This window comes from Dactylosporangium cerinum (assembly GCF_042653625.1).
Classification (GTDB): domain Bacteria; phylum Actinomycetota; class Actinomycetes; order Mycobacteriales; family Micromonosporaceae; genus Dactylosporangium; species Dactylosporangium cerinum.
In genome coordinates this window covers 50,580-73,409 of sequence record NZ_JBHSIU010000091.1, presented here as the reverse complement: position 1 = coordinate 73,409, position 22,830 = coordinate 50,580, and the positions used below count along the sequence as shown (strand labels likewise).

Below are 22,830 nucleotides of genomic sequence, written 5' to 3'. Positions count from 1 at the left end.
GGAGAAGATTCCGCTATCGTGGAATCATGTCTGGTGGTGAGGGCCTGCTCTCCAGCGGGTTGTCGATGACCGAGCTGGGTTCGCGAATCAGGGTCCGGCGGCGGGCGCAAGGGCTCGCCCTGGAGCGGCTGGCCGAGTTGAGCGGCGTGAGCCGCAGCATGGTGTCCGATGTGGAGCGAGGCGCGAAGACGCCTACCGTGCTGGTGCTGGACAGACTGGCGACGGCGTTGGGCACGTCGATCTCCCGCTTGCTGGACGAGCCTGCCGGCAACGCCATGGTGGTGCTGTCCCACGAACGACAACGGGTGGTCCGCGACCCGGCGGGGTGGGAGCGGCGCATCCTGTCACCGGTGCTACCCGGCGTTGAGTTCGAGTTCATGCGGACCACGCTGGGACCCGGTGTCGACGCCGGGGAGTTCTCGCCGCACCAGCCGGGCTCGCGTGAGTACGTGGCGGTCGAGTCGGGCCGCCTGACACTCACGATCGACGGCCAGGCAGCAATCCTGGAGGCGGGTGACTCGGTCTACTTCCCCGGCAACTGCCGTCACGCGTTCGCCAACAGCGGGGATGTCGAGTGCGCCTACTACCTGGTGATGGATCTCGGGCCGGCCGGGCCGCACGGGGAGCATTGATGGATGAGTTGAGGCGTACCGGCCGGCTCGCCGCCGATGTCACGGCCGGCTATCTGGAGAGTGTCGGTGAACGACCGGTGTGGCAGCCGGTGCCGGAGGCCGATCGCAGTTGGTTGATGCGCCAGGATCTGCCCGCAGAAGGTCGGCCGTTGTCTGATCTGCTCGACGACATCCGCACCCGCGTGCTGCCGTACCCGATGGGCAACGGTCATCCCCGGTTCTTCGGCTGGGTGAACTCCGCGCCGTCGGTGGCCGGCGTGCTGGTCGCGCCGATCGCCGCCGCCCTCAACCCGAGCTGTGCCGGCGGCGACCACGCCGGGGTGCTGCTGGAGCACACCGTGCTGCGGTGGCTCGCCGACCTGGTCGGTTACCCGCACCGTCCCGGCGGCGGACTGCTGACCAGCGGCGCTTCGATGGCGACCGTGGTCGCGCTGGCTGCCGCCCGTCAGCACGCCGCGGGCCGGGACGGTGTCGACGTCCGCGAGGACGGGCTCTACGGTCGCCCACCGATGGTCTTGTACGTGTCCGCGGAAGGGCACAGCTGCCTGCGCAAGGCGGCCGAACTGCTGGGCCTGGGCAGCCGGCAGGTGCGGATCGTGCCGGTGGATGACGGGTTCCGCATGGACGTCGACGCGTTGCGGACCCTGGTGGCCCGTGATGTGCGGGCGGGGCTACGCCCGTTCTGCGTGGCGGCGAGCGCAGGCACCGTCAACACCGGTGCCGTCGACCCGTTGGACGAGATCGCCGACGTCGCCGCCGCCCACGGGTTGTGGTTCCACGTCGACGGTGCGTACGGCGCGCTCGGTGCCCTCGCCGGCAACGCCGGCTATCTGGGCATGGCGCGGGCCGACTCGCTCGTGCTGGATCCGCACAAATGGCTTGGTGTGCCGGTCGACTGCGGGTGCGTGCTGTGGCGTGACCCGGCGTTGACCCGGTCCACGTTCAGCCTGGTGCCCGCCTACCTGCGCGACGATCACGACGGCGGGATCGGATGGTTCTCCGAGTACGGCCCGGAGCAGACCCGCCCGTTCCGGGCCCTGCGGACCTGGGCCACCATGTCGCACCTCGGCAGGGACGGCATCATCCGGCTGGTTGACACGACGGTCCGGCTCGCGCAGAGGCTGGCTGCGATGATCGACGCCGCCCCCGACTTCGAGTTGCTCGCCCCGGTCGGCACCTCGATCGTCGCGTTCCGGTACCGCCCCGTCGACCGGGACGACAAGTTGGACGAGCTCAACCGCCGGATCCCCGCCGCCGTCCAGCACCGCGGCAGCGCCTTCCTGACCGGCACCCAACTGGCCGGGGCCGAGGCCCTCCGCGCCTGCCTGCTCAATCCGGCGACCACTGAGGACGACCTGGCGCTGCTCCTCGACGAGATCCGAGCCGCGGCGGAGATCCGCCCATGAGCGCCGGGCACCTCGTCGTCGACCTCGGCGGCGTGGTGTGCCACTTCGATCACGCCCACCGGCTGGCACGGCTCGCCCAGGCCTGCGCCCTGGACCCGGAACAGATCCACGCACTGTTGTGGCGGTCCGGCTTCAGCGCCGACTGCGATCGCGGACGTTACGGCTCCGCGGCGCAGGTGCGCACCCGGATACGCACCGTGCTCGGCTTCGCGGGCAGCGACGACGACATCGACGACGCGTGGTGCAGCGCCTTCCGGCCGAATTCGGCCGTCATCGATGTCCTCGACCGGTGCCGCGGCGAGCGCGTCCTGGCGCTGTTCACCAACAACGGACCGCTGGAGGAACAGGTGCTGACCCGCCGGTACCCCGACGTGTTCGCCCGGTTCGACCACCTGTGCTTCAGCTACCGACTCCGCCACCGCAAGCCGGACCCGGCCGCCTTCACGGCGGTGGCCGGCCACCTCGGCGCTTCCAGCGAAGCGGTCATCTTCATCGACGACAGCCCGGCGAACGTGGCTGCGGCGGGCACGGCCGGCTGGCACAGCCTCCAGTACCACGACGCGGCACAGCTGCGACACGATCTCGGCGAAGCCGCAGGACGTCTGCAACGGTGAGAGCCCACCGCCCGGGTCGGTCAGGCGCGGTGTGGCTGCTCGCCGTCAGCGCTGGTTGAACCGGGTCAACGTCCACCGCGGCGGCGGCCAGGCGGTCGGTGTCTGGTCGGTCTGCCATTCGGTGACCGAGGCCGGCGCGACGGCGAGGTCGAACGAGCGGTACAGCGGCAGCAGCCCGAGCGCGTGGAACGACATCTCCACGGTCTCGGCGTGCCCGACGATGATCACGGTCGAGCCCTCGTGCCGCTCGGCGATGTCAAGGATCGCGCGGCTGCCACGGGTGACCAGCTCCGCCCAGGTCTCGTTGTCCTGCTCGAACGGCCGGAACACCCCGCCGCCGGTGATCGCGTGCTCGCGGAACTCCGCGTGGGGGAGGCCGTCGGCGTAGTCGGGCACGTGCCACGTGCACAAGCGGCAGTCCTGGTCATGCGGGACGGCCAGCGCGGTGGCGATCGTCGTCGCGGTCTCGGTCGCGCGGCGCAGCGTGGAGGAGTACACCGCCACGGGCCGGGTGCTGTGCGGTTCCGCGACGAGTGATCGAGCGACGGCACGTGCCTGTTCGTGACCCCGGTCGGTGAGGCCCAGGCAGGCCCGTGGCCCGCCGATGAAGCCCTCGACGGTGTGCACGGACTCGCCGTGGCGGACGAAGAGCAGCCGGGTCTGCACCGCCCGATCATGCCTCATCGGTCCCCGGTCACACCTACCTGGAGCGGCGGCAGCAATGGGATGGTCGGCCGGGTCGCCCTGCGGGTGATCGGCAAAGATCGTTCGCATGGGTAATCCTGCCCCGGCTCCCTCCTGGACCGTCACGCTCATCTGTGGCGCGTCCGGCATCGGTAAGTCGCACATCGCGACCGCGTTGGCCCACCGGTACGGCGTGCCGCTCGCCGAGGTCGACGACATGGTGACCGTTGTCAAGGCGCTGACCACGCCCGAGCAGCAGCCGGCGCTGCACCTGTGGGACACCGACATTGCGGCGCGACAGTGGCCGCCGGCGCGGATCGTCGAGCACACGATCGCCGTGGCGGAGGCGATGCGGCCCGGGATCGAAGCCGTCATCACCGATCACATCGAGTCCGCGGCGCCGATTGTCATGGAGGGCGACTACCTGCTGCCAGACTTCGCAGCCGGCTTCGGCGACCGGGTCAGGACGGTGGTGATCTCCGAGCCGGACGAGGATCAGATCGTCGCGAACTACCTGTCCCGCGAGCCAGGTGCAGCAGAGCAACGGTTCCGCGCCATCGTGAGCGCGCGTTTCGATGCCGCGCTGTCGATCCGGGCCGCACGGATCGGTGTCCCGGTCGTTCCCGCGCGGCCCTGGTCGGACAACCTCGACCGGGTTGACGCGGCCCTGCGACGCTGACCCGCCGGTGGCGCGGACAACACGGCCACAATCCACAACCCGCCAGGTCAATGCATGCGCGGCGGCGGGGAAGCGGCTCAGTGGCCGACATGGATGTGTGCGGCCCACCGGGTCGGGCTGTTGAGGCTTGCGGTGCGCGTCAGCCGGACTGCGCGGTGCAACGCGGACGCGGCATTGCCGACGTCGGCCGGGTGGCTGCCGCCGCCGGTCAGGGTGCTGTAGAAGGTGATCGCCGTCTGTGCGGCCGCCTGGTCGTTCACCGGCCAGAGCGTGCCGATCACGTGGCGGTATCCGGCGAGCTGGAACGCGGCCGTGATGTGCACGGCCTCGTCAGCGAGGTTCGTGCGTGTGTCGGTCGTCGAGCAGGCGGACAGATACGCCAGGTCGGCGTTGCCCGGCCGCAGCCGGGAGATGTCCGCGACGGTGAGCGGCGCGCTGAGGTGGTCGTGCAGGACGAGCCGGCTCTCGCCGGGGGCGTCCCAGTCGCTGATGCCGTGACAGGCGAAGTGGACGACGGAGTGATGGACGAGCGCGGATCGGACCGAGTCGCGGGTCGCGGCGGACCCGTCGAGCACTCGCGCGCCCAGCAGCCCGGCGATCGCATCCACCTCATCCGCCACGTGCTCCAACGGGACCGCGCCCGGCGGTTCGGGCACCGACACGATCAGCGGCACGCTTCCGGCGGGACCTTGACCGGCCTCCTCCCGGGTGTAGGCGAGTGCGCGGATGGTCGTGGTGTACGAGGACACGACCCGGTCCAACACCGTGCGCGGATGCGGCACGTCCGGCGGCGTCTCGTGGTGGTGGCCGGCCGCGTGCAGCGGCAGGAACGCCATGATTCCGACCGGACACCACCAGACCCGCGGCCAGTCCCCGTCCTCGCCCGGGAAGGTGGTGTGGCCCAGGGCGGTCAGCACCGGTTCGGTGACGGTGTCCCACAGCCAGCCGAACACCCGGTGGAGCGTCTGCTGGGCCCGGATGCGCACACCGAACGGATTCCGCTCGTCGCGTGCGGAGCGCCGGGCCGCGAGCAGGCGGTCGGCCTGTGCGAGGGCCACCGCAGGCGTGAGGCCCGGCAGGGGCACGAGCCGCACTGGCCCGTCCGCGGTGACGATCAGCGCGTCGCAACGGGAGGAGTCGGCGGTGACGATGACGATCGGCCCGCCGGCCGCCGCCGGCCGGAGCTCGTCGATGCGCGGCGGTCGCTGGAAGCTGCCGAACCCCGGCCGGTCGTGCACCTGACCCAGCAGCTCCGTCAGGCGCCCGACCGTCTCGGCCCGCAGCGCCGCCTCGGCCTGGTACGACTGGCGGGCCTGTCTGGCGTCCGGGGGCGGCCCTGCGGCCGCGAGGACGTCGGGGGCGAGGGCGCCGGGCCGTGGCGCGTCGAGCGTGGTGAGGCGGTCTCGGAGCTGGCTGTACTCGTCGGCCAGGTCCGGAGCTTCCTGCCGGAGCCGGGCCTCCTCGCGGTGATCGTCCATGGTTTCGGCCAGCAGGATGCCGCGGCCCGCCTCCAGCAGTTCCACCGCCCGGCCGGGCGTCCCGTCGGTCAGTGCGCACGCCGCGCCCAGCGCCCCCAGCCCGGCGAACTGGCCCAGGTGGTGCTCGCGGTCGCCGCGGGCCATCGCCCGCGGGGCGGCCAGCGGCAGCAGGCCGATCGCGGCCTCGGCGGCGCCGAGCGCGGCGCCGCTGTCGCCGGCGCGCAGGTGTGCCCGAGCCAGCTGGGCGGCGGCCCGGAGGCGCAGTTCGACCCGGGCGCCGGGCGCGCCGGCCGGGCCGGCCAGCACCTGCCGGCACTCCGTCAGGGTGGCGTCGTCACCGGTGCGATCGAACTCAGCCAGCAACGCGGTGCCGAGGCTGAGCACGTAGGAGTCGTGGATCGCCTCCCCGGGCGTGCTGGCCGCCACGGCGGCGCGGCCGTGCGCCGTCGCGTCGCGTTGCGCTGCGGCGTTGCCGGTGCGTCGGGCGTACTCCAGCAGGGTCTTGCTCAGGCCGCTGTGCTGGGACGGCAGCAGCAGGTGGCCCGGCGTGACGCCGGCCAGGGCGGCGCGGCGCACGACGATCGCTTCCCGGCCGGCATTGCGGGCGCCGCGTGATTCGAACAGGTCCTGCAGCGCGTTGGCGAGCAGGCTCAGCGCGTTGGGGCGTTGCAGGTGGTCCGGCGGTGTTGCCGCGACCGCGCGGCGGGCGATGTCGGTGACCTCGCCGACCAGTGTCCGGTCCGCCGTGGCAGTGCGCAGGCTGTTCAGCGCGACCCCGAGATTGACCAGCAGCAGCGAGCGCATGGGATCGGCGTCGGGCGTCGCCTCGGCCGCGGCCCGCAGCAGCGTGACGGCCTCGCGGAGCGCTCCGAGGTCGCCTTCGAACAGACCCACCGTGAGCAGCATCATCGCGAGGTTGGAGGTGATCATGAGACGGCGGCTACCGGTGCCTGCGGCGGCAAGCGCGGCCCGGCCGACGGACACGGCCTCGTGGAGGACGGCGGGGTCGGCGGTCCGCAGGTGCAGCGCTCGCAGCGTCGCGGTCAGCTGCCCCTGATACAACGGGCGGTCCGGGTGACCGGCGGGGACTTCGGCCACGGCGGCGCGGCCGGCCTCGGCGGCGCCGCGCAGCGCGTTGAGGTCGCCGGTGCGCTCGAAGCGCCGCAACTGCGCCGTCGCGAGATTGTTCAGCCCCAGCGACCGGGACGGGTGGCCGGCGGGAAGCGCGGCGACCGCTTCCTGGCCGACGGACACCGCTTCGAGCATGGTGTTCGGGTCGCCGGTGCGGTCAGCCAGCATGCGCAGGACCCCGGCGACGTTCGCCAGCACCACACCGCGTCCGGGGTGGTCCTGCTCGATCCCGGCCGAAGCAGCGCGAAAGGCGGCGAGGGCGGTTCGGCCGTCGGTGGGATCGCCGGTCCGCTCGAACGTCAACATGAGCGTGAGCCCGAGGTAGTTCAGGGCTGGGACGGTGAGGTCGGGCAGTGCGCCGTCCGGGCCGAGCGTCTGCCGGGCGAGCGCCGCGGCCTCGGCCAACGCCGCCCAGTCGGTGATGCGGTAGTGCAGCATCGTCAGGGCGGCGCTGAGTATGGCCCGGCACTCGCGGCGTTGCGGGTCGTCCAGCGCGGCGGCCACCGCGGAACGAGCCACGGCGACCGAGTCACGCGCCGTCGCCTCGTCCCCGGTCCGCTCCGCCAACATGGTCAGGGCGCTGGCGAGCATGCCCAGGCGGTTGGCGTGCAGCGGATCCCCGGGCGGTGTCACGGCGAGCAACGCCCTGGCCGTCTCGGTTCGGGCCGCCGGATCGGTGCTGTCGTCGTACTGATCCGTCAGGTTGGACCGGAGGTCGGCGAGCAGCGCGGCGAGGTCCGTTGCGTCGGGCGCTGCGGCGGCGATCGCGGCACGGCCGGCCTCGGCGGCCTGCAGCAGCGCGTCCTGGTCGCCGGTGCGCCTGTGCAGCGTCAGCAGCGCCGCCGCGAGTTCGCCGGGCCGTCCGGCCAGGCTGCCGGGCGCCGCCCTCTCGGCGAGGCGGGACGGCAGTTCGTGCCACCACTCGTCGCTCAGGGCGTCGAACGGGTCCTCGGGCCGCGCTTCGACCACGACCCAGTGGCCGCGGCGGATCTCGACCTCCAATTCGTCGCTCTCCCAGGCGGTGTAGCCGGCGAACAGGCGGGCAACCTGGACCGCCGCGCGCGTGCGATGCTCGTCCTCGCTCTCGACGGCCAGGTCGACCGTGCCCACCGGCCCGTACACCGGCCACAGCAGCGCCGGAGCCGGTGTGACGCCGTCGTCGACGCGAACCAGGCAGAAGATCTTTTCCGGTTCGAAGGGCCCGCCGTCGAACAGCACCGCCGGCGGTGCGGCCAGTGACGCCCAGTCGGGGGCGACGTCCGCGGCGGCTTCGCCCGTCGGCCAGCCGAGCACGAGACCGACGACGACGTCGGCCTCATGCACGAGCACCAGAACGACGGCGCGCCGCACGCCTGGGTCGTCGATGGCCGGACCTGCGACGAGCAGCCGTCCGGTGAGCACGGGCGCCTGCGCCGCGTCTGTCTCGTCGGTCATGGTTCCCCGTCGCGTCGGGTCACTGCGGTGGCCGCCTGCAGCCGTTCGATCAGTTGACGCGCCGCGGCACCGCGCTCGGGTGCCGCGCGTGAGACGGCGAGCAGGCCGTCGAGGGCCTCCCGGAGCAGTTCGGCCGGTGCCCCCTCGGCCAGCAGGAGGTCTGCCGCCCGGCCGGCGCTCGCATCGTGGCGCTGCACGGTGTGCCAGATGACCTCGCCGGTGAGCGTCTCAAGCTCACGGCGACCCTGATCAGGTGGCGGCACGGGCAGGGCACGCGCCTGCGTGACGTCGGCGACGGCGCCCGGCAGGTTCCCCTGGCACCACCGCGCCAGTCCCCGCCCGAACAGGTACCTGGCGTTGGCCGGGTCCAGCCGGACCGCCGCCGCGACGTCGTTCTCGGCCTGCGCGTACAGCCCGAGCGCGAGCCCGATGCGGCCGCGTTGATGGTGCAGCGCGGCGTCGCCCGGACACGCCGCAACGGCCCGGTCGAGCTCGCTCATCGCGGCCTCGTGCCGACCGAGCAGGTGCAGCGCGCTCCCGCGACCGACATCCAGCAAGGGACTCGTGGAGCCGGCGGCGGCGGACCGGGCGAAGGCGTCCAACGCCTCCTCGGGCCGGCCCAGGGCGATCAGGAGCCGGCCGCGTTCGCCGAAGGCCCAGTCGTGGACCGCGTCCGCCGCGATGAGACGGTCGATGTCGGTCAGGGCGTCGGCCGGGCGTCCGATGTCGCGCAGCGTCTGCGCCCGGCTGAAGATCGACCACGTGTCGCCCGGGTCGGCCGCGACGACCTCGTCGAGGTCTGCCAGCGCCTCCTGATACCGGCCCAGCTGCCGGAACGCTTCGCCCCGGCGGGAACGAGTCCAGGTGTCGCCCGGCGCCAACCGGACGGCCCGGTCGAAGTCGACGAGCCCCTCGCTGAACCGGTTGGTGGTCCGGTAGGTCTCCGCGCGGCGAGCAACGGCCCACGCGGCGTCCGGGTTGAGCTCGATCGCCCGGTCGAAGTCCGTCAACGCCTCGTCGTGGCGGCCCAGCAGCCGACGGGTGTCGCCGCGGCGGGCGATGGCCCAGCTGTTGGCCGGATCGACCTCGACCGCCCGGTCGAGGTCGATCAGTGCCTCCCGGTACCGGCGCAACCCGCGGCTGGCTTCCGCGCGCAGGACGAGCGCCTGGACGTAACCCGGGTTGAGCTCGATCGCCCGGTCGAAGTCGGCCAGCGCCGCCGATCGCCGGCCCTGCTGCAGGTGCGTATGGCCGCGGACAGTGAACGCGAACGCGTACCGGTGATCGAGCTCGATCGCCCGGTCGAGGTCGGCTGTCGCCTCGGCGTACCGGCCGGCGACCCGGAGGGCCTCACCACGCATGCCGAAGACCGCCGCGTCAGCCGGGTTGAGCCGGACCGCCCGGTCGAGGTCGGCAATGGCCTGCGCGCCGCGACCGAGCTCCTGCAATGTCATGGCGCGCAACACCGTGCCCCAGCCGTCGTCGGGGTCGAGCCGGACCAGCCGGTCCAGGTCCTCCAACGCCTCGGCGTACCGCCGCAGGTTGTGGCGGAGCGCGCCGCGCGCCTCGTACACCCCGGCTTCCTCCGGAGCCAGCTCGACGGCGCGGTCGAGGTCCGCGAGCGCTTCCACGTGCCGGCCCGCCCGCTGGAGCGTCTCGGCACGGCTCAGCAGCCGGATCACGTCGGAGTCCTCGGCGCCGTCCGGGTCTTCAGCCATGCCCGCCACCGTCCGCGACCGGTGGCCGAGGCGGCCCGTCCTTCCGGGCGATCTCGGTGATCGACAAGCCGATCCCGCGGTGCAGCGGCCCATCGGCGACGATGCCCAACCGGTTGGCGAGGTCGCGGCCGTGGAGGTCGACTGCGGTCTCGACAAGCTCGGCGAGGACGCCGGCCGCGGCCCGGCCCCGCGCATGGCCGGCAACCAACGTGCCGGCCCCCACCAGCAGCGCGGGCCACCACCACAGACCCAGCGTCACGTACAGCAGACCCCAGCCCTGCAGCCGGGCGGCGCCGGCGTACGCGTCCTGCACCGCGCCCAGGTCGGCGCGCAACTCGGCCGAGGACACGCTCCACAACCGGGGCCAGACCGCCCCCAGATCGATCGCGTAGGCTCGATGCACCCGCGCGTCGGCCGCGAGCAGCCGGTCCGCCATCCACCCCGGCCGGTCCGGTTCAACCAGGCAGATCGCGTTGCGCCGGGCGAGGGCGGCGGCGTACACCGCAGCCGCGTCGGCCGCCTCGGCGGGCCCCAGGACGACCGCCCGGACGGCCCTGTCCCGCGCCAGCTCGACCCGCTCGTCGGCGCGGGACCAGCGCCGCCGGCGCCAGATCCGCAGCGCGCTCGCGGGCGGACGCTCGCCGGTGACGAGCCAGACACGTTCGACGACCCGGCCGGCCGCCGAGGCGCCCAGGCCGGCCGCGATCGAGGCGAGCAGGACACCCACGCCGAACAGCAGCACCGCGCCGGGACTGTGACTGGCCGAGTCGGCCGCCACCGCCGAGATCCAGACCCCCAGCCGCCCGAAGTCCGTTGCATGGCGCTGCCCGAGCTGCCCGGCGCACACCACGGCACCGACGAAGAGCAGGCCGGGTCCGAGGATCGCGGCGGCCCACCGGTCGGCAAGCTTGCCGCCCAGCGTGGCGAGCAGGGCGGTCACGTCGGGATCTGCACACGGTCCAGGGACCGCCCGTGGACGGCGCATGGGGGCGGCACCGGGGTGTCCGGCTCCGCGCGGCTGCACGTGCGGGCGGGGCAGACCAGGGCGTGCACGACGGGATGGCCCGCGCCGCCGCGCCAGACCCGGTACGACCGGTCGCTCGTGGTCACGCCGTCGATCCCGAGGTGCGACAGCGCCGCTTCCATCCGGTCGAGGTCGCCGTCCAGCCGTGCCGGATCGCCGCCTTCCCGCGCGGTGGCCAGAACGCGATCCAGCAACGGCTCCGCATCCGTCCCCGCGACATGCTCCGCGAGGTCTCCTCTGGCGTAACGCTGGCACAACGCTTCGAGACGCTCGGCGGCACCCATCGGTCCTCCTGTGACCAACGGCAACATCACGACAACGATGGGTGCTGGTCACGCGGACTGCAATGGGCCGAACGGATCGCGGCCCGGCCGCCGTCCTTGGGCGGCGCCAAGGTCTGCCGTGGTCCGTTCCCGGTCGGTCAGCCGCGGTGTGGTTGCTCGCCTGCGGTTTTGACGACGCGGTCGCCGACCTGGAGCTGGCTCCACAGCGTCCGGTCGACCTTGACGTTGAGATGGGTACCGTCGTCGAGCCGGACCTTCAGGCGCCGGTACAGGTTGGAGCCGTCCAACAACCCGCGCGACTTCTTCGCGACGGTCCCGCTCCACGCGTTCTCGTTCGTGGTCATCGAATCCCCCTGGTGAACGGCCGCTTCGGCGCGGTCATGCAGCAACCGTACGAATCCGCGGGATCAGGCACGTCCGCCGTGAGACGGGTCCTGCGTCTACGACTTCAGGATGAGTGCCGGCAGCGGTCCGGGTAGGGTTCGGCGGATGGGTGACGGCTACACGGCGCGCTTCTCGCGGCGCTGGCGGGGTTTCGCCGCCGTGGGTGCCGTCGTCGTGTCGGCGCCGCTGCTCACGCCCGCACCGCTCGTCGTGACGGGCGCCGCCGGGCGGGCCGTGGCGGTGCTGCTGGTGCTCGCGCAGGCCGCCGGGTTCTGGTGGCTCGGGGTCCGGCACCGGCTCGGGACCGTCGTCGTGCTCGCGGCCGCCGCCGGGCTGCAGGTGCTGTACCCGGGCGTGGGGCCGGGCCTCACGTTCGTCGTGGTGTGCACGTACGCGTGGCTGCGGCCCGCCGCCGAGACGCTCTGGGGGCTGGGCCTCGGCGCGCTCGCCGCCTGCGGGCCGGCCGTTGCCCGCGGGCATTGGGCGATGGCCGGGCTGTGGCTCGGCGGGGTCGTGCTCGCCTGGAGCTGGGGCGCGCTGGTGCGGGCCCGCGGTGCGCGGCGGCTCGCCGAGCGGCGGCAGGCCGTGCTCGAGGAGCGGGCCCGGATCGCGCGTGAGCTGCACGACGTGCTCTCCCACACCGTGTCGGTCATGGTCGTGCAGGCGGCCGCGGCCGACGACGTGTTCGACGCCGACCCGGCGCGGGCCCGCGAGGCGCTGCGGCGCACCGAGCAGGCCGGGCGGGAGGCCCTCGCCGAGCTGCGCTGGTTCCTGCGCACCGTGCGGGCCGACGACGAGGGCAACACCGGGGCTCAGGCGGCGCCGCAGCCGGGTCTCGGTGACGTCGAGCGGCTCGCCGAGACGGTGAGCGCGGCCGGGCTGCCCGTGACGGTCCGCCGGGAGGACGCCGACGCCGCGCAGGTACCGCTGGCGGTGCAGCTGTCGGCGTATCGGATCATCCAGGAGGCCCTCACCAACGCGCTCCGGCACGCCGGTGCGGGCAGGGCCGAGGTGGTGATCCGCAGCGGGCCTGCCGAGGTGTCCGTCGAGGTCCGCGACGACGGCCGGGGCGGCTCCGACGCCGGAACGGGACAGGGCATCGCCGGCATGCGCGAGCGCGCCGCACTGCTCGGCGGCACGCTGCGGGCCGGACCGGCGCCCGGCGGCGGGTTCGAGGTGGCGGCGCGGCTGCCGACGGGGGAGCGCACCCGATGAGCGAGGCGGAGGCGACATGACGATCAGGGTGTTGATCGCCGACGACCAGGCGCTCGTGCGCTCCGGGTTCCGGATGATCCTCGAGGCCCGCGACGACCTCGAGGTGGTCGGCGAGGCCTCCGACGGCGCGCACGCGATCCGGCTGGTCGAGCAGACCCGGCCCGACGTGGTGCTCATGGACGTGCGGATGCCGGGCCTCGACGGCGTCGCCGCCACCGCGCAGCTGACCGGGCGGCCCGGCGCCCCACGGGTCATCATCCTCACCACGTATGACCTCGACGAGGCGCTGTACGCGGCGCTGCGGGCCGGCGCCAGCGGGTTCCTGCTCAAGGACGTCCGCCCGGCCGACCTCGTTGAGGCGATCCGGATCGTGGCCCGCGGCGACGCCCTGCTGGCGCCGAGCGCGACCCGGCGGCTGCTGGACCGGTTCGCCGCCATCGACGCGACGCCGCCGGCCGCGCACGGCGCCTTGGAGCAGCTCACCGAGCGGGAGCGGGAGGTGCTGATGCTGCTGGCCCGTGGCGCCGCCAACGCCGAGATCGCCGAGCGGCTGGTCGTGACCGAGGCGACGGTCAAGACCCACGTGTCGTCGATCCTGCGCAAGCTCGGCGTCCGCGACCGGGTCCAGGCCGTGGTGCTCGCCTACGACCTCGGTCTGGTCCGGCCCCGGCCGTCATTCTGAAGTCGTAGGCGCGGGACCGGTCGTCGGTTGGACGTGCGCGCGCCGCCGCGTTCGTAGCGTCGGTGTCATGATGACACCGCAGCAACGCCGGGCCGTTCGCGTCGTCGTCGGTCTGCTCGTCGCGGGTCTCGCGCTCGGCGTGGCCTCCGCGGCGCTGACCCTGGTCCTGCACGGCAACGTCCTGGCCTACCAGCGACACCGCCACCCGGACGCCGACCCGGCCGCGCTCGCCCGCACGTTGTGGACGCGGCCGATCCCGATCCTCGTCGTCGCCGGGCTGTACTGGTGGGTGGCCCGCCGGCTGCTGGCCGGTGCGTACCGTGCCTACCGCCGGGTGCGCATCGTGTCGGTCCTGGGGTTCGTCGCCGTTGGCTGGCTGTTCGTGTCGGGCGGGTATCCGTGGTGGCTGCGCGTCGTGCAGGGGGTCCAGCTCGCCGTCCTCGCCGCGCTCATCGCCGCCGTGAACCGGCCCGTGGTCCGCGCCGCGTTCCAGCCGGTGCCTGACCCGCGCCCGCGCAACCGCCGCGCCGCGCTGCTGCTGGTCGTCCTCGCACCGGTCGTCGCCGAGGTCACGCTGGGCACGGTGCCGTTGCGGCTGGCCTGGGCCTGGCTGGTCTTCGCCCCCGTCTACAGCGCCGGTGCCCTGTTCGTGCGCGAGGTGGTCCGCCGCGCCGGTGGCGGCTACCCGAACCTGCTGCTCATGGGCGTCGCCTACGGTCTGCTGGAGGAGGGCCTGGCCCTGCAGAGCCTGACCAGCCCCCACCTGTACCACGCCGCCGACTGGGCGCCGCGACTGTTCGGTGTCAACACCGCCTACACGGAGCTGAACCTCGTCTACCACGCGGTCTTCAGCATCACGGTCCCGGTCGCGCTCACCGAGCTGTGCTTCGCCCGCCACGGCACGGCGGCGTACCTGCGCCGCGGCGGTGTCATCGCGGCCGGGGTCGTCACCCTGCTCGGCGCCGCGCTGCTGCGGGTTGCCGTGCCGCCGGGCGAGGATCCGGGGTACACCATGCCGCTGCCGGCCGTCCTGGGCATCGCCGCCGTGATCGCCGTCCTGGTGGTGCTCGCCCTGCGGGTGCGGGTCCGCCCGGCGCGCCCCGCCGTGCCGCCCCGGCCCGCGGTCCTGGGCGCCCTCACGGCGGTGTCGGCGCTGGTGTTCCTCGGCGCGATCTGGCCCTTCGCGGGAGCGCGGCAGCCCCTGTTCACCCACGGCGCCTGGGCGCTGCTGCCGATGGCCGGCGCGGCCGCCGTGGCCGCCGCCACGCTCGTCGCGCTGCGCCGCTGGGGCGCGGCCGGCGGCTGGACCGCCCGCCACACCGTGGCGGCGTGCACCGGCGCGCTCGCCGGGCACACCGTCTTCGGCCTGATCGGCAACGCGGACAGCCCGCTGGACCGCGGGTACCTCATCGTGGTCACGGTGCTCACCGTCGCCGTCGGGACCGTGGCGGCGAGGCGGCTCCCCGCAATGAACAGCCGCGCGGCGTCGCCGCCCGCCGCGATGGCCTCGGACATGAGAGCCCCGGCCCGCGCGAGGTTGCGGATGATCGCGGTGAGCCCCTGGGCGGCGGTGTACAGGCGTGGTGGCACGGGATCGGTACATTCTCCACCTTAGGGTCGTATTACCCCGATTCAAGCCGCCCCGCCCTGCGTTCAGGTCGCATCTCGTGGAATTGACCGCCAGGGGGGAAAGGCGAGGGCCCGGAGCGGCACTGGGGGTGCGCGGTCCGGGCCATGGTGTCGTCGGTGAGGTCAGTGGCAGGCGCCGTTTCCGGTGTGGGCGTCGGTGTGTTCGGTGCCAGTGGCCGGCGCGCAGTGGGTGGACGTGGAGGCGGGGAGGTCGAGCGTGGGGTTGCGGTCGAAGAAGCCGTAGGGCTTGAGGGTGAAGCCGGCGCTGTCGGTGGGCATGACTGGCCAGTCCTCGGTGCGGGGGAAGTGGGTCAAACCGAAGGTGTGCCAGAGGACCACGTCCTGGCCGGCCAGTGGGCGGTCCTGTCGGACGTAGGTGGGTATGCCGGCGTGGCCGGGGTGCTGGTTGACGAGGTCACCGGCGGGAAACCGTTCGGCCGGGTCGTACCGGGTGACCCAGAGGTGCTTGGTGGCGAACGCCGCGCGGCGGGCGATGGAGGAGCTGGGGTCGGCCAGGAGGACGGGCAGGCCCTGCGGCGTGAGGACGTAGGCGGTGGGCTGGCCGAGGCGGTTGGCGCGTTCGGTGCTCTCGATGCGCCAGACCCGGCCGGCGGCGGGGTTGGCGTCCCGGGCGCTGTCCGCCTCGCTGTTGATGCGGGTGTGGGTGCGGCTGAAGGCGTTGCCGTAGGGGTTGTCCGGGCCGATCGGGTCGGGGCGGATGTCGACCTCGTCGACGGTGTTGGCGACGCCGTCGACGGTCATGTCGAGACGGGCGCAGAACAGGTGCTGGTGGGCTGGGGCGCCGAGGCCGGGGGCGACCTGCGTGGTCCACGGGGTGTCCCGGGTGTATGAGGACGTGAACATGACGCCGGTGGCCTGGGTTTTGAGCTCGATGGTGCCGTCGAGGTACAGGTACCAGTAGAAGCCGTAGTCGTAGTTACCGACCGTGGCCCAGAACGAGATGACGAGGCGGCGAGCTCGCCGGACCTCGCGGGACTCGGTGAACAGGTCGGTGTGCTTCCACAGCACGCCGGCGTCTTCCTCGTGCATGCAGATCGCGTTGGGTCTGGTGTCCACCGCGCCGTTGCCGTCGGCGAGGTCGGCGTCGAAGTAGTGGATCTCGCCGAGGCAGTCGCAGCCGAGTTCGAGGCTGTTGACCTGGGCGCCGAGCAGGTATTCGCCGGTGTCGAAGTAGTTCTGCCAGTATCTGACCGGTGACGGGTCGGCGTAGGGGACGACCATCTCGGCGATCGAGGCGCGGTACACGACCGGGCGGCCCTGGATGGCGAGCTGGTGCAGGATGAGGCCCTCGCGGGCGTCGAACCCGACTCTGAACGTCCAGCCTTCCCAGCTGACCACGTTGCCGTCGACGGTGTAGGAGGGCCCGGCCGGCTGGGTGATCTCGATCGGCTTGAGGGTCTGGCGGGCGGGGCCGGTGTAGGCGGGGTCGTCGAAGTTGCCCTCCTCGGCCGGGATGGGCAGGTCGGCGGCGTCGATGAGCTCGACGACCTGCCGGGCGGTGAGGTCGACGTAGGCGACGACACCGTCGACGGGGTGCGCCCAGCAATGGTCGTCGTCACGGTTCGCGACGAAGGACAACACCCGCAACAGCCGGCGGCCTTGCTCACCGGGCAGGTCGAACACTCCGGCGGACAGCGGGCAGGGACGCAACAGGGTGAGGTCGGTCAGGCCCCGTTTCGCCATCGCGGCGACCCAGCCCGGGTCGGCCTTGACGATCTCGTCGACGGCGACGAACTCCTCGAGCAGGATCGGCGGCTGTCCGTCGGTGATCGGGTCGATCGGGGTGCGCCGGGTGACGGCGGCGTCGGTGAGGGACACCACGACGGTCTCCGCGACGCCGGTCGCGACGTCCAGCAGCACGGCCCGGATGCTCCGCCGCGGGGTGGTGCCGGCGGTGAACGCGAGCACCTCGGCCTTCGCCGGTTCGTCCAGGCCGAGGTAGGCGAAGCGGGTGGTCGGGGCGAGCAGCCCGGCCGTGTCGAGGATCGCCCGCGCGGCGACGATCTCGTCGGAGGTGAGCCGGTCGAGGGGGTGGGTCACCGCCGGGGCGGTGGTGGGTGCGGTCGGTGCGGTCGGTGCGGCAGTCATGCTCGGGCCTTCTTCCATGCTGCTGAACGGGGCGCTGCGAGGGGGAGACGATCACGGCGGACCCGGAGATGTTCCGGGTCCGCCGTCATCGTGGGGTGGTGCATCGGGGTCGGGTCGCGGACGGAACGGTCACCGCACCCGGGAGGAGTGTTCGGCCGGGCCGGACTGTGGTGGGACCGCACCGGTCGGGCTGGCCAGGCCGGGCAGCCCGGACAGGCCGGAGAGCCCGGACAGGCCGGTGGCGCTGTCCTCGATGCCGCCGCGGCCGATGCCGTCGTACACGTCACGGCGGTTGCTCTTGACGACGTAGCCCCAGCTGAGGCCGATGATCGCGGCGACGATGATGATGCCGGGCAGCACGTAGGTCAGCGCCGACCCGGCCTCGGCCCCCAGGACCGAGTCGGAGTTGACCGCCGTGACGACGAGGATGAGGGCCAGAGCGAGGGCGGCCAGGGCCGGGGCGATGAGCCGCTGCCACAGCGACTCCGGGCCGCCGGCGCGCCGGTTGAAGAAGCCGATGACGGCCACCGACGTGGCGAGCATGAGCAGGATGACCCCCACCGCGGCGATGTAGCTGAGCCACGTGAACAACTCGGCGATCGGGTCACGGTTCAGTGCGACGAACAGGGCGACGATGACGGCCGCCAGCGCGGTCTGCAGCAGGGAACCGGCGACCGGCGCCGCGGTGCGCCGGCTCGTCTTCGCCGTCCACGCCGGCAGGACGCGCTCGTGGCCCAGGCTGAAGGTGTAGCGGGCGACGACCGCGTGGAACGACAGCATCGCCGCGATGATCGAGGTCAGGAACAGGACGTTCGCCGTCGTCGCGAAACCCTCGCCGATGTGCTGGGCGATCACGCTGAAGGGCAGGCCACCCTCCGGATCCTGGGCGGTCGCGACGACCTGGTCCGGGCCGACGGTGACCGTCATCGCCCATGAGGACAAGGCGTAGAGGATCGCGGTGATCGCCACGCCGATGTAGGTGGCGCGGGCAACGGTGCGCTGCGGGTTGCGGGTCTCCTCGCTGTACACCGCGGCGGACTCGATGCCGACGAACGCGGCGATGCCGAACGCGAGGACCCCGCCCAGGCCGGGACCGAAGAGGTTGCCGGGGTCGAGTCCGGCGAACGAGACGGTGTCGCCGGCCGGGTGCCCGAGCGCGGCGGTGTCGAACAGCAGCACCGCGGCGACCTCGGCGATGAGCAGCACGCCGACGACCTTCGCGGAGAGGTCGATGTTGAGCACGCCGAGGACGGCGATGATCGCCCACAGCAGCAGCGACCACACCCACCAGGACCAGGTCAGCCCCCAGTGCGCCTCGGCGAACATGTTCATCATCGCGCCGAACAGCCCGTAGAGGCCGATCTGGATGGTGTTGTACGCGACGAACGCCACGGCCGAGGCGGATACGCCCCAGGCGCCGGAGAGGCCCTGGGCGATGTAGGAGTAGAACGCGCCGGCGTTGTCGATGTAGCGGGTCATCGCGGCGTAGCCGACCACGAACAGCGCCAATGCCACGCCCAGCAGCAGGAACGACAGCGGGGTGCCGACGTTGCCGGTCACCGCGAGGGTGACCACCACCCCGCCGGCGAGGACGGTCATCGGCGCGGACGCACTGACGACGAAGAACACAAGCTTGCCGGTCCCCAGACTCCGGCCCGCCAGCCCGGGTGCATCGGGCAGTTGCCCTTGCATGGTTGTCATTGAGATCCCATCGTCATGATTGTTGACAAGGCACCATAGCCCCGGCTTAGAGGTACTTCAATACCGAATGAACGACGACAGTCGTTAACCGAGAAGAAACATGACCGACGGTAGTGTTCGCCCTGCGTGGCTTGGCTCAGGTTGAGAACTGGTATGCCATCGGCTACGGTACGCAGTCGAAGTTTTTGGGCCCAAACGTTGGCCATTTCCGGGAATCAATACCAGGGTTGGGGAGACGCGTCATGCAGCCGCTGAGCCGTCTGCCGCTCGGTGACCAGGTCTGGTTCCTGTTCCACAGCCAGTACAGGCCCGAGACGTTGATCGCCGAGTCCCTGTTCAATGTGGTGCTCGGCGGTGCGCTGATCGCTGAACTGTGGTTCGACGGCCACGTCGAGATCACCCCTGACGGGGCGCTGGCTCCCTCCCGGAAGTCGCCGCTCGCCGACCAGTCCGACTCCGAAACCTTGGCGGGTCGGCCTCCGCACGGGTCGCCGACAGCATTTGAGCAGCACGCATGGAAGGAGCTCAACAGGCGACCGGCCCTCTACCCGGTCCGGGACTGGATCAACTTCTGGGCCACGCACGGACCTGACCAGGTCCGGACCCGGATGGAGCAGCGCGGCCTGCTGGAACGGGTCCGCCGGAACACCTACATGCCGGTAGATCCGCACGTCGCGGCCGGCCCGACCGTCACGCAGCGCTACCTGATCGAGAACGGCTACCACCAGTTCCAGCAGGGCGACGACGTGCGCCAATACTATGAAACGGCGGTAAATGCCGGTTTCATGCTCGCCACCAACCTCGACCTGGAGATTTCCAGGGACAGCACCGTCCCCGTCGACGAGTTCCGCGCCAGGCTCCAGTTCATGGTCACGAACCTGCAGACGGAGATGCAGTTCGTCCTGGGGGAGGTCGGCCGCACGCTCAGCGTGCAGGGCCGTCGGCCTTCCCGGCGTTAGGCGGACATCTGCGCCCACGACACCGCGGCAATCCACCGTGACGAGGCAGGGATCATGAAACCCCGATGCGCACGCGCACCGGGGTCCTCCGATTCCCCGCGTCCTCGGCAGACGATTATATTTGTCGTCGGCTCACCAGATAATGGCCGCCAGGGTTTGTAACAAACGGCTCCGGTGCGGAAACGGTGCCCCGGTCCATCGTGGTCTGTCGCGGTGCGGAAGACTGATGACGCTGCGATCTTGGCTTGGTTGGAAACGCTGTTGCCCGAACGGCACAGCGCTCCGACATGGCCCCGATAAGAGGGGTGATCATCGAAGCCATGGCAGAAGCGATAGCGGTGCTGGCGGCCGGGTTCTGGGCCGGAATGATCAACGTGGTGGTCGGCTCCGGCACCCTGGTGACCTTCCCGACGTTGCTGCTGTTCGGCTATCCGCCGCTGGTCGCAAACGTCTCCAACAACATCGGCCTGGTCGGCGGCGGGCTCACCGGCACCTTCGGCTACCGGCGTGAGCTGCGCGGGCGCGGCGGCGTGCTGCGCCGCCTGCTGCCCGCGTCGCTGCTCGGCGGCATCACCGGCGCGATCCTGCTGCTGGTCCTGCCCGCTGCCGCGTTCCAGATGATCGTCCCCGGGCTGATCGCGCTCGGTCTGGTCATGGTCGTGTGGGGCCCGGCGCTGCAGCGGCGCATCACCCGCGGACGCGACACCAGCGACGGCCACGGGCACCTTGCGACGCTGACCGGCCCCCGGCTCGCGGGCGTCGTCGCCGGCGTGTACGTGCTCGGCATCTACGGCGGCTATTTCGGCGCCGCCCAGGGCGTCCTGCTCGTCGGTCTGATGAGCGTGCTGACCTCCGACGACATCCAGTCCGTCACCGGCCTGAAGAACCTGCTGACCACAGCCGTGAACGTGGTGGCCGCGGTCATCTTCCTGCTGATCTCTGCCGGGTCCGTCGACTGGAAGGTGGTCGCGCTGATCGCCACCGGAGCGACCCTCGGTGGCGTGGCCGGCGCCCACTTCGGCCGGCGGCTGCCCCCGGCGGCGATGCGCGCGCTGATTGTCGTGGTCGGCGTCGCGGCGATCGCCCGCATGCTCCTCTGACTGCGAACAGCGGCGGCAGCTCAACGGCGACCTTCCGCAGCGAGCGCGACTGCGTACGATGCAGGCGTGTCGGAGCGATCATGGGAAGTCGAGCCCGGTTCCGGAGTCGACCCGCTGCGGTTCGGGACCCCGCGTGCCGAGCTGCAAGCGCTCCTCGGACCACATCGGGCGTTCCGCCGCAGCCCCACGTCGGACCTGGCGGACCAGCACCTGATGCCGGCCTATCCACTGACGATCGAGGACGTGCGCCCGCTGCTGGCGGGGGCCGGTCACCCGCTGATCGAACTGGAGGCCGGGATCGAGATCGCGGACGCCGGCGTCCAGGTCCTGACGATGCGACCGTCCCCGTCCAGCGATGGGCCGCTGCCGGTGGCGTGCGTCGCCATCTCCGCACGCACCGCGTCAGTTCGCCGCGCTGACCAGCTTGACGCCGCCGCGACCGTGCCCCCGAGCGGCTGCGCGTGATCGCACGCGGCCCAGCCGCCGTAGGGCACGGCGATGCGCCGCAGGCAGGGGCGGGCCGGCGTCACCCCGGCCCGGCGTGGCGGCGGGTGTGTTCGGTGAGGGCCGCGACGTGCCTGGCCATCGCCTCGGCGGCGCGTGTGTCGCCGGCGGGTCGCACGGTCATCAGCAAGGGCGCCGCCCGGTCCAGGACCACGCCCTCGAGGGCGAGGACGAAGTCCAGCGCGAGCGCGGCCGAGCGTGCGTTGCCGTCGGTGAACGGGTGGAAGAACGCCACGTCCAGGTACACCCGGGCGGCCCGCGACGGCAGCGGCAGCCGCGGGTCCGTGGCCTCGGCGAGGCAGGCGTCGAAGGCGTCGGGCAGGTCCGGTCGGTACGCGTACCACTCCCGGCCGTGCTTCGCCCAGGCGGACGTCGTGCGGAACGGCGCCTCGGCGGTCCCGAGCACGACACGCTGCCAGCGCTCGAGCCGGGCGAACGTGAGCGGGCCGCCCGCGGCGGCGTCGGCGCGGGCCAGGTCCAGCGCGGCGAGCAACCGGTCGGCGCCGTCCTCCCGCGCCGCGAAGTGCGCCGCCACGCCATCGCGCCCGGTGCCTACCGGGCCGCGGACGTGCTCGGCGACGTCTGCCCAGCGCGCCGCCAGCCGTACCCGCCGCCAAACGGTGAGCGCATCGATCGTCGGTGCCGAACGGTCGGGCCGGGGCGCCCGCGAGGCGGCGGGCAGTTCGCTGCTGCGCCGGCTGGGCCAGTCCCACGGCCAGGTGTCGGGCCAGTCCTCAGGCAACGGGTCGACGCCGGTGACCGCCGCGGCGAGGGCCTCCGCGGCGTCGGCGACCTCCGCGCCTGTCGGCGTGGTCCAGCTCCGGAACCGTCCGCCGATCGCGTCGTCGACCATGGCGCGGCACAGGTGGTCCGGCACGCCGGCGGCGGCGAGGAACCAGGTGAGGACGCGCCCGCTGTCGCCGTACCAGTGCTCGGCGGAGGCCGTGCGGGCCGCGGCCGTCGCGACGAGGTCTCCGACCGCGGTCTCCCAGGCGGCGAACGCCGCCTGCGGTTCGTCCGGCAGCGGCAGGTGCCGGGCGAAGCATTCGGCGACTTCCTCGAGGTAGGACCGCCAGTCCAGCAGCGCGCCGGCGATGGTGGCGAGGGTCTGCTCCCGGGTCGTGATCGAGTGCCGGGCGCAGCACCACCGTAGCGTCAGCCCACCGTCGGCGGTGTGCCCGGTGGCCGGCTCCTGCCAGTCGGCGGCCCACCGGCCGTACCGGTCGACGAGCCCGAGCGTCACGGCGTCAACCCACGTGCGGCGCGGGTCCGGGGCGGATGCCGTCGTGTCGTCGGGCCCGGGCAGGCCGGCCGGAGCCGCCGCGCGAACGACGGCGGGGACGCTCGCCGGGTCGAACGGGTGGGCGGCCGGGTCGACGTCTGCCCAGTCCAAGGCCCAGCTCTGGAGACGTGGGTCGACCGTCATCGTCCTGCCATCGTGCCACGGCGTCCCCCTCGCATGG

19 protein-coding genes are annotated in these 22,830 nt (G+C 72.6%); 10 read left to right on the top strand and 9 right to left on the bottom strand.

Annotated elements, in window-relative coordinates; translation table 11 throughout:
• Positions 1–26: 26 nt before the first annotated feature.
• The 3 genes from ACFPIJ_RS51005 to ACFPIJ_RS50995 are packed head-to-tail and all read left to right on the top strand — an operon-like array spanning position 27 to position 2,652.
• Positions 27–632 (top strand): helix-turn-helix domain-containing protein, encoded by a 606-nt coding sequence (locus tag ACFPIJ_RS51005; RefSeq protein ID WP_380126739.1) that lies wholly within the window; start codon positions 27–29, stop codon positions 630–632.
• A complete protein-coding gene (locus ACFPIJ_RS51000; RefSeq protein ID WP_380126738.1) occupies positions 632–2,038 on the top strand; it encodes a pyridoxal phosphate-dependent decarboxylase family protein in 1,407 nt (468 codons plus the stop codon). Before ACFPIJ_RS51005 ends, ACFPIJ_RS51000 begins: the two co-directional genes overlap by 1 nt.
• On the top strand, positions 2,035–2,652 hold the full coding sequence (locus ACFPIJ_RS50995) for an HAD family hydrolase (protein WP_380126737.1): 618 nt from the start codon (positions 2,035–2,037) through the stop codon (positions 2,650–2,652). Before ACFPIJ_RS51000 ends, ACFPIJ_RS50995 begins: the two co-directional genes overlap by 4 nt.
• A gap of 45 nt (positions 2,653–2,697) precedes the next feature.
• Here ACFPIJ_RS50995 and ACFPIJ_RS50990 read toward each other — a convergent pair whose 3' ends face one another.
• A complete protein-coding gene (locus ACFPIJ_RS50990) occupies positions 2,698–3,318 on the bottom strand; it encodes a histidine phosphatase family protein (RefSeq protein ID WP_380126736.1) in 621 nt (206 codons plus the stop codon).
• Between the two features lie 211 nt (positions 3,319–3,529).
• Between ACFPIJ_RS50990 and ACFPIJ_RS50985 the strand changes: the two genes are divergently transcribed.
• Positions 3,530–4,015 carry a hypothetical protein gene (locus tag ACFPIJ_RS50985; RefSeq protein WP_380126734.1) on the top strand — a complete coding sequence of 162 codons (486 nt, stop codon included), beginning with the start codon at positions 3,530–3,532 and terminating at the stop codon, positions 4,013–4,015.
• Between the two features lie 77 nt (positions 4,016–4,092).
• Here ACFPIJ_RS50985 and ACFPIJ_RS50980 read toward each other — a convergent pair whose 3' ends face one another.
• From ACFPIJ_RS50980 to ACFPIJ_RS50960, 5 genes are all read right to left on the bottom strand, one after another.
• Positions 4,093–8,058, bottom strand: coding sequence for a YqgE/AlgH family protein (locus ACFPIJ_RS50980; protein WP_380126733.1), 3,966 nt, complete (start codon positions 8,056–8,058; stop codon positions 4,093–4,095).
• Entirely contained in the window at positions 8,055–9,776 is a 1,722-nt protein-coding gene (locus ACFPIJ_RS50975; protein WP_380126732.1) for a tetratricopeptide repeat protein, read from the bottom strand. Before ACFPIJ_RS50975 ends, ACFPIJ_RS50980 begins: the two co-directional genes overlap by 4 nt.
• Entirely contained in the window at positions 9,769–10,716 is a 948-nt protein-coding gene (locus ACFPIJ_RS50970) for a hypothetical protein (RefSeq protein WP_380126731.1), read from the bottom strand. Before ACFPIJ_RS50970 ends, ACFPIJ_RS50975 begins: the two co-directional genes overlap by 8 nt.
• Positions 10,713–11,084 carry a hypothetical protein gene (locus ACFPIJ_RS50965; protein WP_380126730.1) on the bottom strand — a complete coding sequence of 124 codons (372 nt, stop codon included), beginning with the start codon at positions 11,082–11,084 and terminating at the stop codon, positions 10,713–10,715. Before ACFPIJ_RS50965 ends, ACFPIJ_RS50970 begins: the two co-directional genes overlap by 4 nt.
• A 137-nt stretch (positions 11,085–11,221) precedes the next feature.
• Positions 11,222–11,428 (bottom strand): DUF7489 domain-containing protein, encoded by a 207-nt coding sequence (locus ACFPIJ_RS50960; protein WP_380126729.1) that lies wholly within the window; start codon positions 11,426–11,428, stop codon positions 11,222–11,224.
• A 145-nt stretch (positions 11,429–11,573) separates the two neighbouring features.
• On the opposite strand from ACFPIJ_RS50960, the gene ACFPIJ_RS50955 reads away from it, so the two are divergent.
• The 3 genes from ACFPIJ_RS50955 (at position 11,574) to ACFPIJ_RS50945 (ending at position 14,980) form a co-directional block, all read left to right on the top strand.
• On the top strand, positions 11,574–12,683 hold the full coding sequence (locus tag ACFPIJ_RS50955) for a sensor histidine kinase (protein ID WP_380126728.1): 1,110 nt from the start codon (positions 11,574–11,576) through the stop codon (positions 12,681–12,683).
• 16 nt (positions 12,684–12,699) lie between these two features.
• Positions 12,700–13,365, top strand: coding sequence for a response regulator (locus ACFPIJ_RS50950; RefSeq protein ID WP_380126727.1), 666 nt, complete (start codon positions 12,700–12,702; stop codon positions 13,363–13,365).
• 67 nt (positions 13,366–13,432) lie between these two features.
• A complete protein-coding gene (locus ACFPIJ_RS50945; RefSeq protein ID WP_380126726.1) occupies positions 13,433–14,980 on the top strand; it encodes a hypothetical protein in 1,548 nt (515 codons plus the stop codon).
• 137 nt (positions 14,981–15,117) lie between these two features.
• Here ACFPIJ_RS50945 and ACFPIJ_RS50940 read toward each other — a convergent pair whose 3' ends face one another.
• A complete protein-coding gene (locus tag ACFPIJ_RS50940; RefSeq protein WP_380126725.1) occupies positions 15,118–17,103 on the bottom strand; it encodes a primary-amine oxidase in 1,986 nt (661 codons plus the stop codon).
• A 129-nt stretch (positions 17,104–17,232) separates the two neighbouring features.
• Positions 17,233–18,804, bottom strand: a complete 1,572-nt coding sequence (locus tag ACFPIJ_RS50935) for an APC family permease (protein ID WP_380126723.1) — start codon at positions 18,802–18,804, stop codon at positions 17,233–17,235.
• Between the two features lie 242 nt (positions 18,805–19,046).
• On the opposite strand from ACFPIJ_RS50935, the gene ACFPIJ_RS50930 reads away from it, so the two are divergent.
• The 3 genes from ACFPIJ_RS50930 to ACFPIJ_RS50920 all read left to right on the top strand — a co-directional run bounded on the left by ACFPIJ_RS50930 (position 19,047) and on the right by ACFPIJ_RS50920 (position 21,328).
• Positions 19,047–19,763, top strand: a complete 717-nt coding sequence (locus ACFPIJ_RS50930) for a GPP34 family phosphoprotein (protein ID WP_380126722.1) — start codon at positions 19,047–19,049, stop codon at positions 19,761–19,763.
• A 320-nt stretch (positions 19,764–20,083) separates the two neighbouring features.
• Positions 20,084–20,863, top strand: coding sequence for a sulfite exporter TauE/SafE family protein (locus ACFPIJ_RS50925; protein ID WP_380126720.1), 780 nt, complete (start codon positions 20,084–20,086; stop codon positions 20,861–20,863).
• A 66-nt stretch (positions 20,864–20,929) separates the two neighbouring features.
• Positions 20,930–21,328, top strand: coding sequence for a hypothetical protein (locus ACFPIJ_RS50920; protein WP_380126719.1), 399 nt, complete (start codon positions 20,930–20,932; stop codon positions 21,326–21,328).
• A gap of 61 nt (positions 21,329–21,389) precedes the next feature.
• Here the strand turns inward: ACFPIJ_RS50920 and ACFPIJ_RS50915 are convergent, their stop codons facing one another.
• Positions 21,390–22,793: a Fic family protein gene (locus ACFPIJ_RS50915; RefSeq protein WP_380126718.1), complete on the bottom strand. Its 1,404-nt coding sequence runs from the start codon at positions 22,791–22,793 to the stop codon at positions 21,390–21,392.
• Positions 22,794–22,830 lie beyond the last annotated feature (37 nt).

Bases quoted from the DNA above. Each gene is read 5' to 3' on its own strand.
- ACFPIJ_RS51005 (WP_380126739.1), top strand. From the start codon at position 27: ATGTCTGGTGGTGAGGGCCTGCTCTCCAGCGGGTTGTCGATGACCGAG.
- ACFPIJ_RS51000 (WP_380126738.1), top strand. From the start codon at position 632: ATGGATGAGTTGAGGCGTACCGGCCGGCTCGCCGCCGATGTCACGGCC.
- ACFPIJ_RS50995 (WP_380126737.1), top strand. From the start codon at position 2,035: ATGAGCGCCGGGCACCTCGTCGTCGACCTCGGCGGCGTGGTGTGCCAC.
- ACFPIJ_RS50980 (WP_380126733.1), bottom strand. From the start codon at position 8,058: ATGACCGACGAGACAGACGCGGCGCAGGCGCCCGTGCTCACCGGACGG.
- ACFPIJ_RS50975 (WP_380126732.1), bottom strand. From the start codon at position 9,776: ATGGCTGAAGACCCGGACGGCGCCGAGGACTCCGACGTGATCCGGCTG.
- ACFPIJ_RS50965 (WP_380126730.1), bottom strand. From the start codon at position 11,084: ATGGGTGCCGCCGAGCGTCTCGAAGCGTTGTGCCAGCGTTACGCCAGA.
- ACFPIJ_RS50960 (WP_380126729.1), bottom strand. From the start codon at position 11,428: ATGACCACGAACGAGAACGCGTGGAGCGGGACCGTCGCGAAGAAGTCG.
- ACFPIJ_RS50955 (WP_380126728.1), top strand. From the start codon at position 11,574: ATGGGTGACGGCTACACGGCGCGCTTCTCGCGGCGCTGGCGGGGTTTC.
- ACFPIJ_RS50950 (WP_380126727.1), top strand. From the start codon at position 12,700: ATGACGATCAGGGTGTTGATCGCCGACGACCAGGCGCTCGTGCGCTCC.
- ACFPIJ_RS50945 (WP_380126726.1), top strand. From the start codon at position 13,433: ATGATGACACCGCAGCAACGCCGGGCCGTTCGCGTCGTCGTCGGTCTG.
- ACFPIJ_RS50940 (WP_380126725.1), bottom strand. From the start codon at position 17,103: ATGACTGCCGCACCGACCGCACCGACCGCACCCACCACCGCCCCGGCG.
- ACFPIJ_RS50935 (WP_380126723.1), bottom strand. From the start codon at position 18,804: ATGACAACCATGCAAGGGCAACTGCCCGATGCACCCGGGCTGGCGGGC.
- ACFPIJ_RS50930 (WP_380126722.1), top strand. From the start codon at position 19,047: ATGCAGCCGCTGAGCCGTCTGCCGCTCGGTGACCAGGTCTGGTTCCTG.
- ACFPIJ_RS50925 (WP_380126720.1), top strand. From the start codon at position 20,084: ATGGCAGAAGCGATAGCGGTGCTGGCGGCCGGGTTCTGGGCCGGAATG.
- ACFPIJ_RS50915 (WP_380126718.1), bottom strand. From the start codon at position 22,793: ATGACGGTCGACCCACGTCTCCAGAGCTGGGCCTTGGACTGGGCAGAC.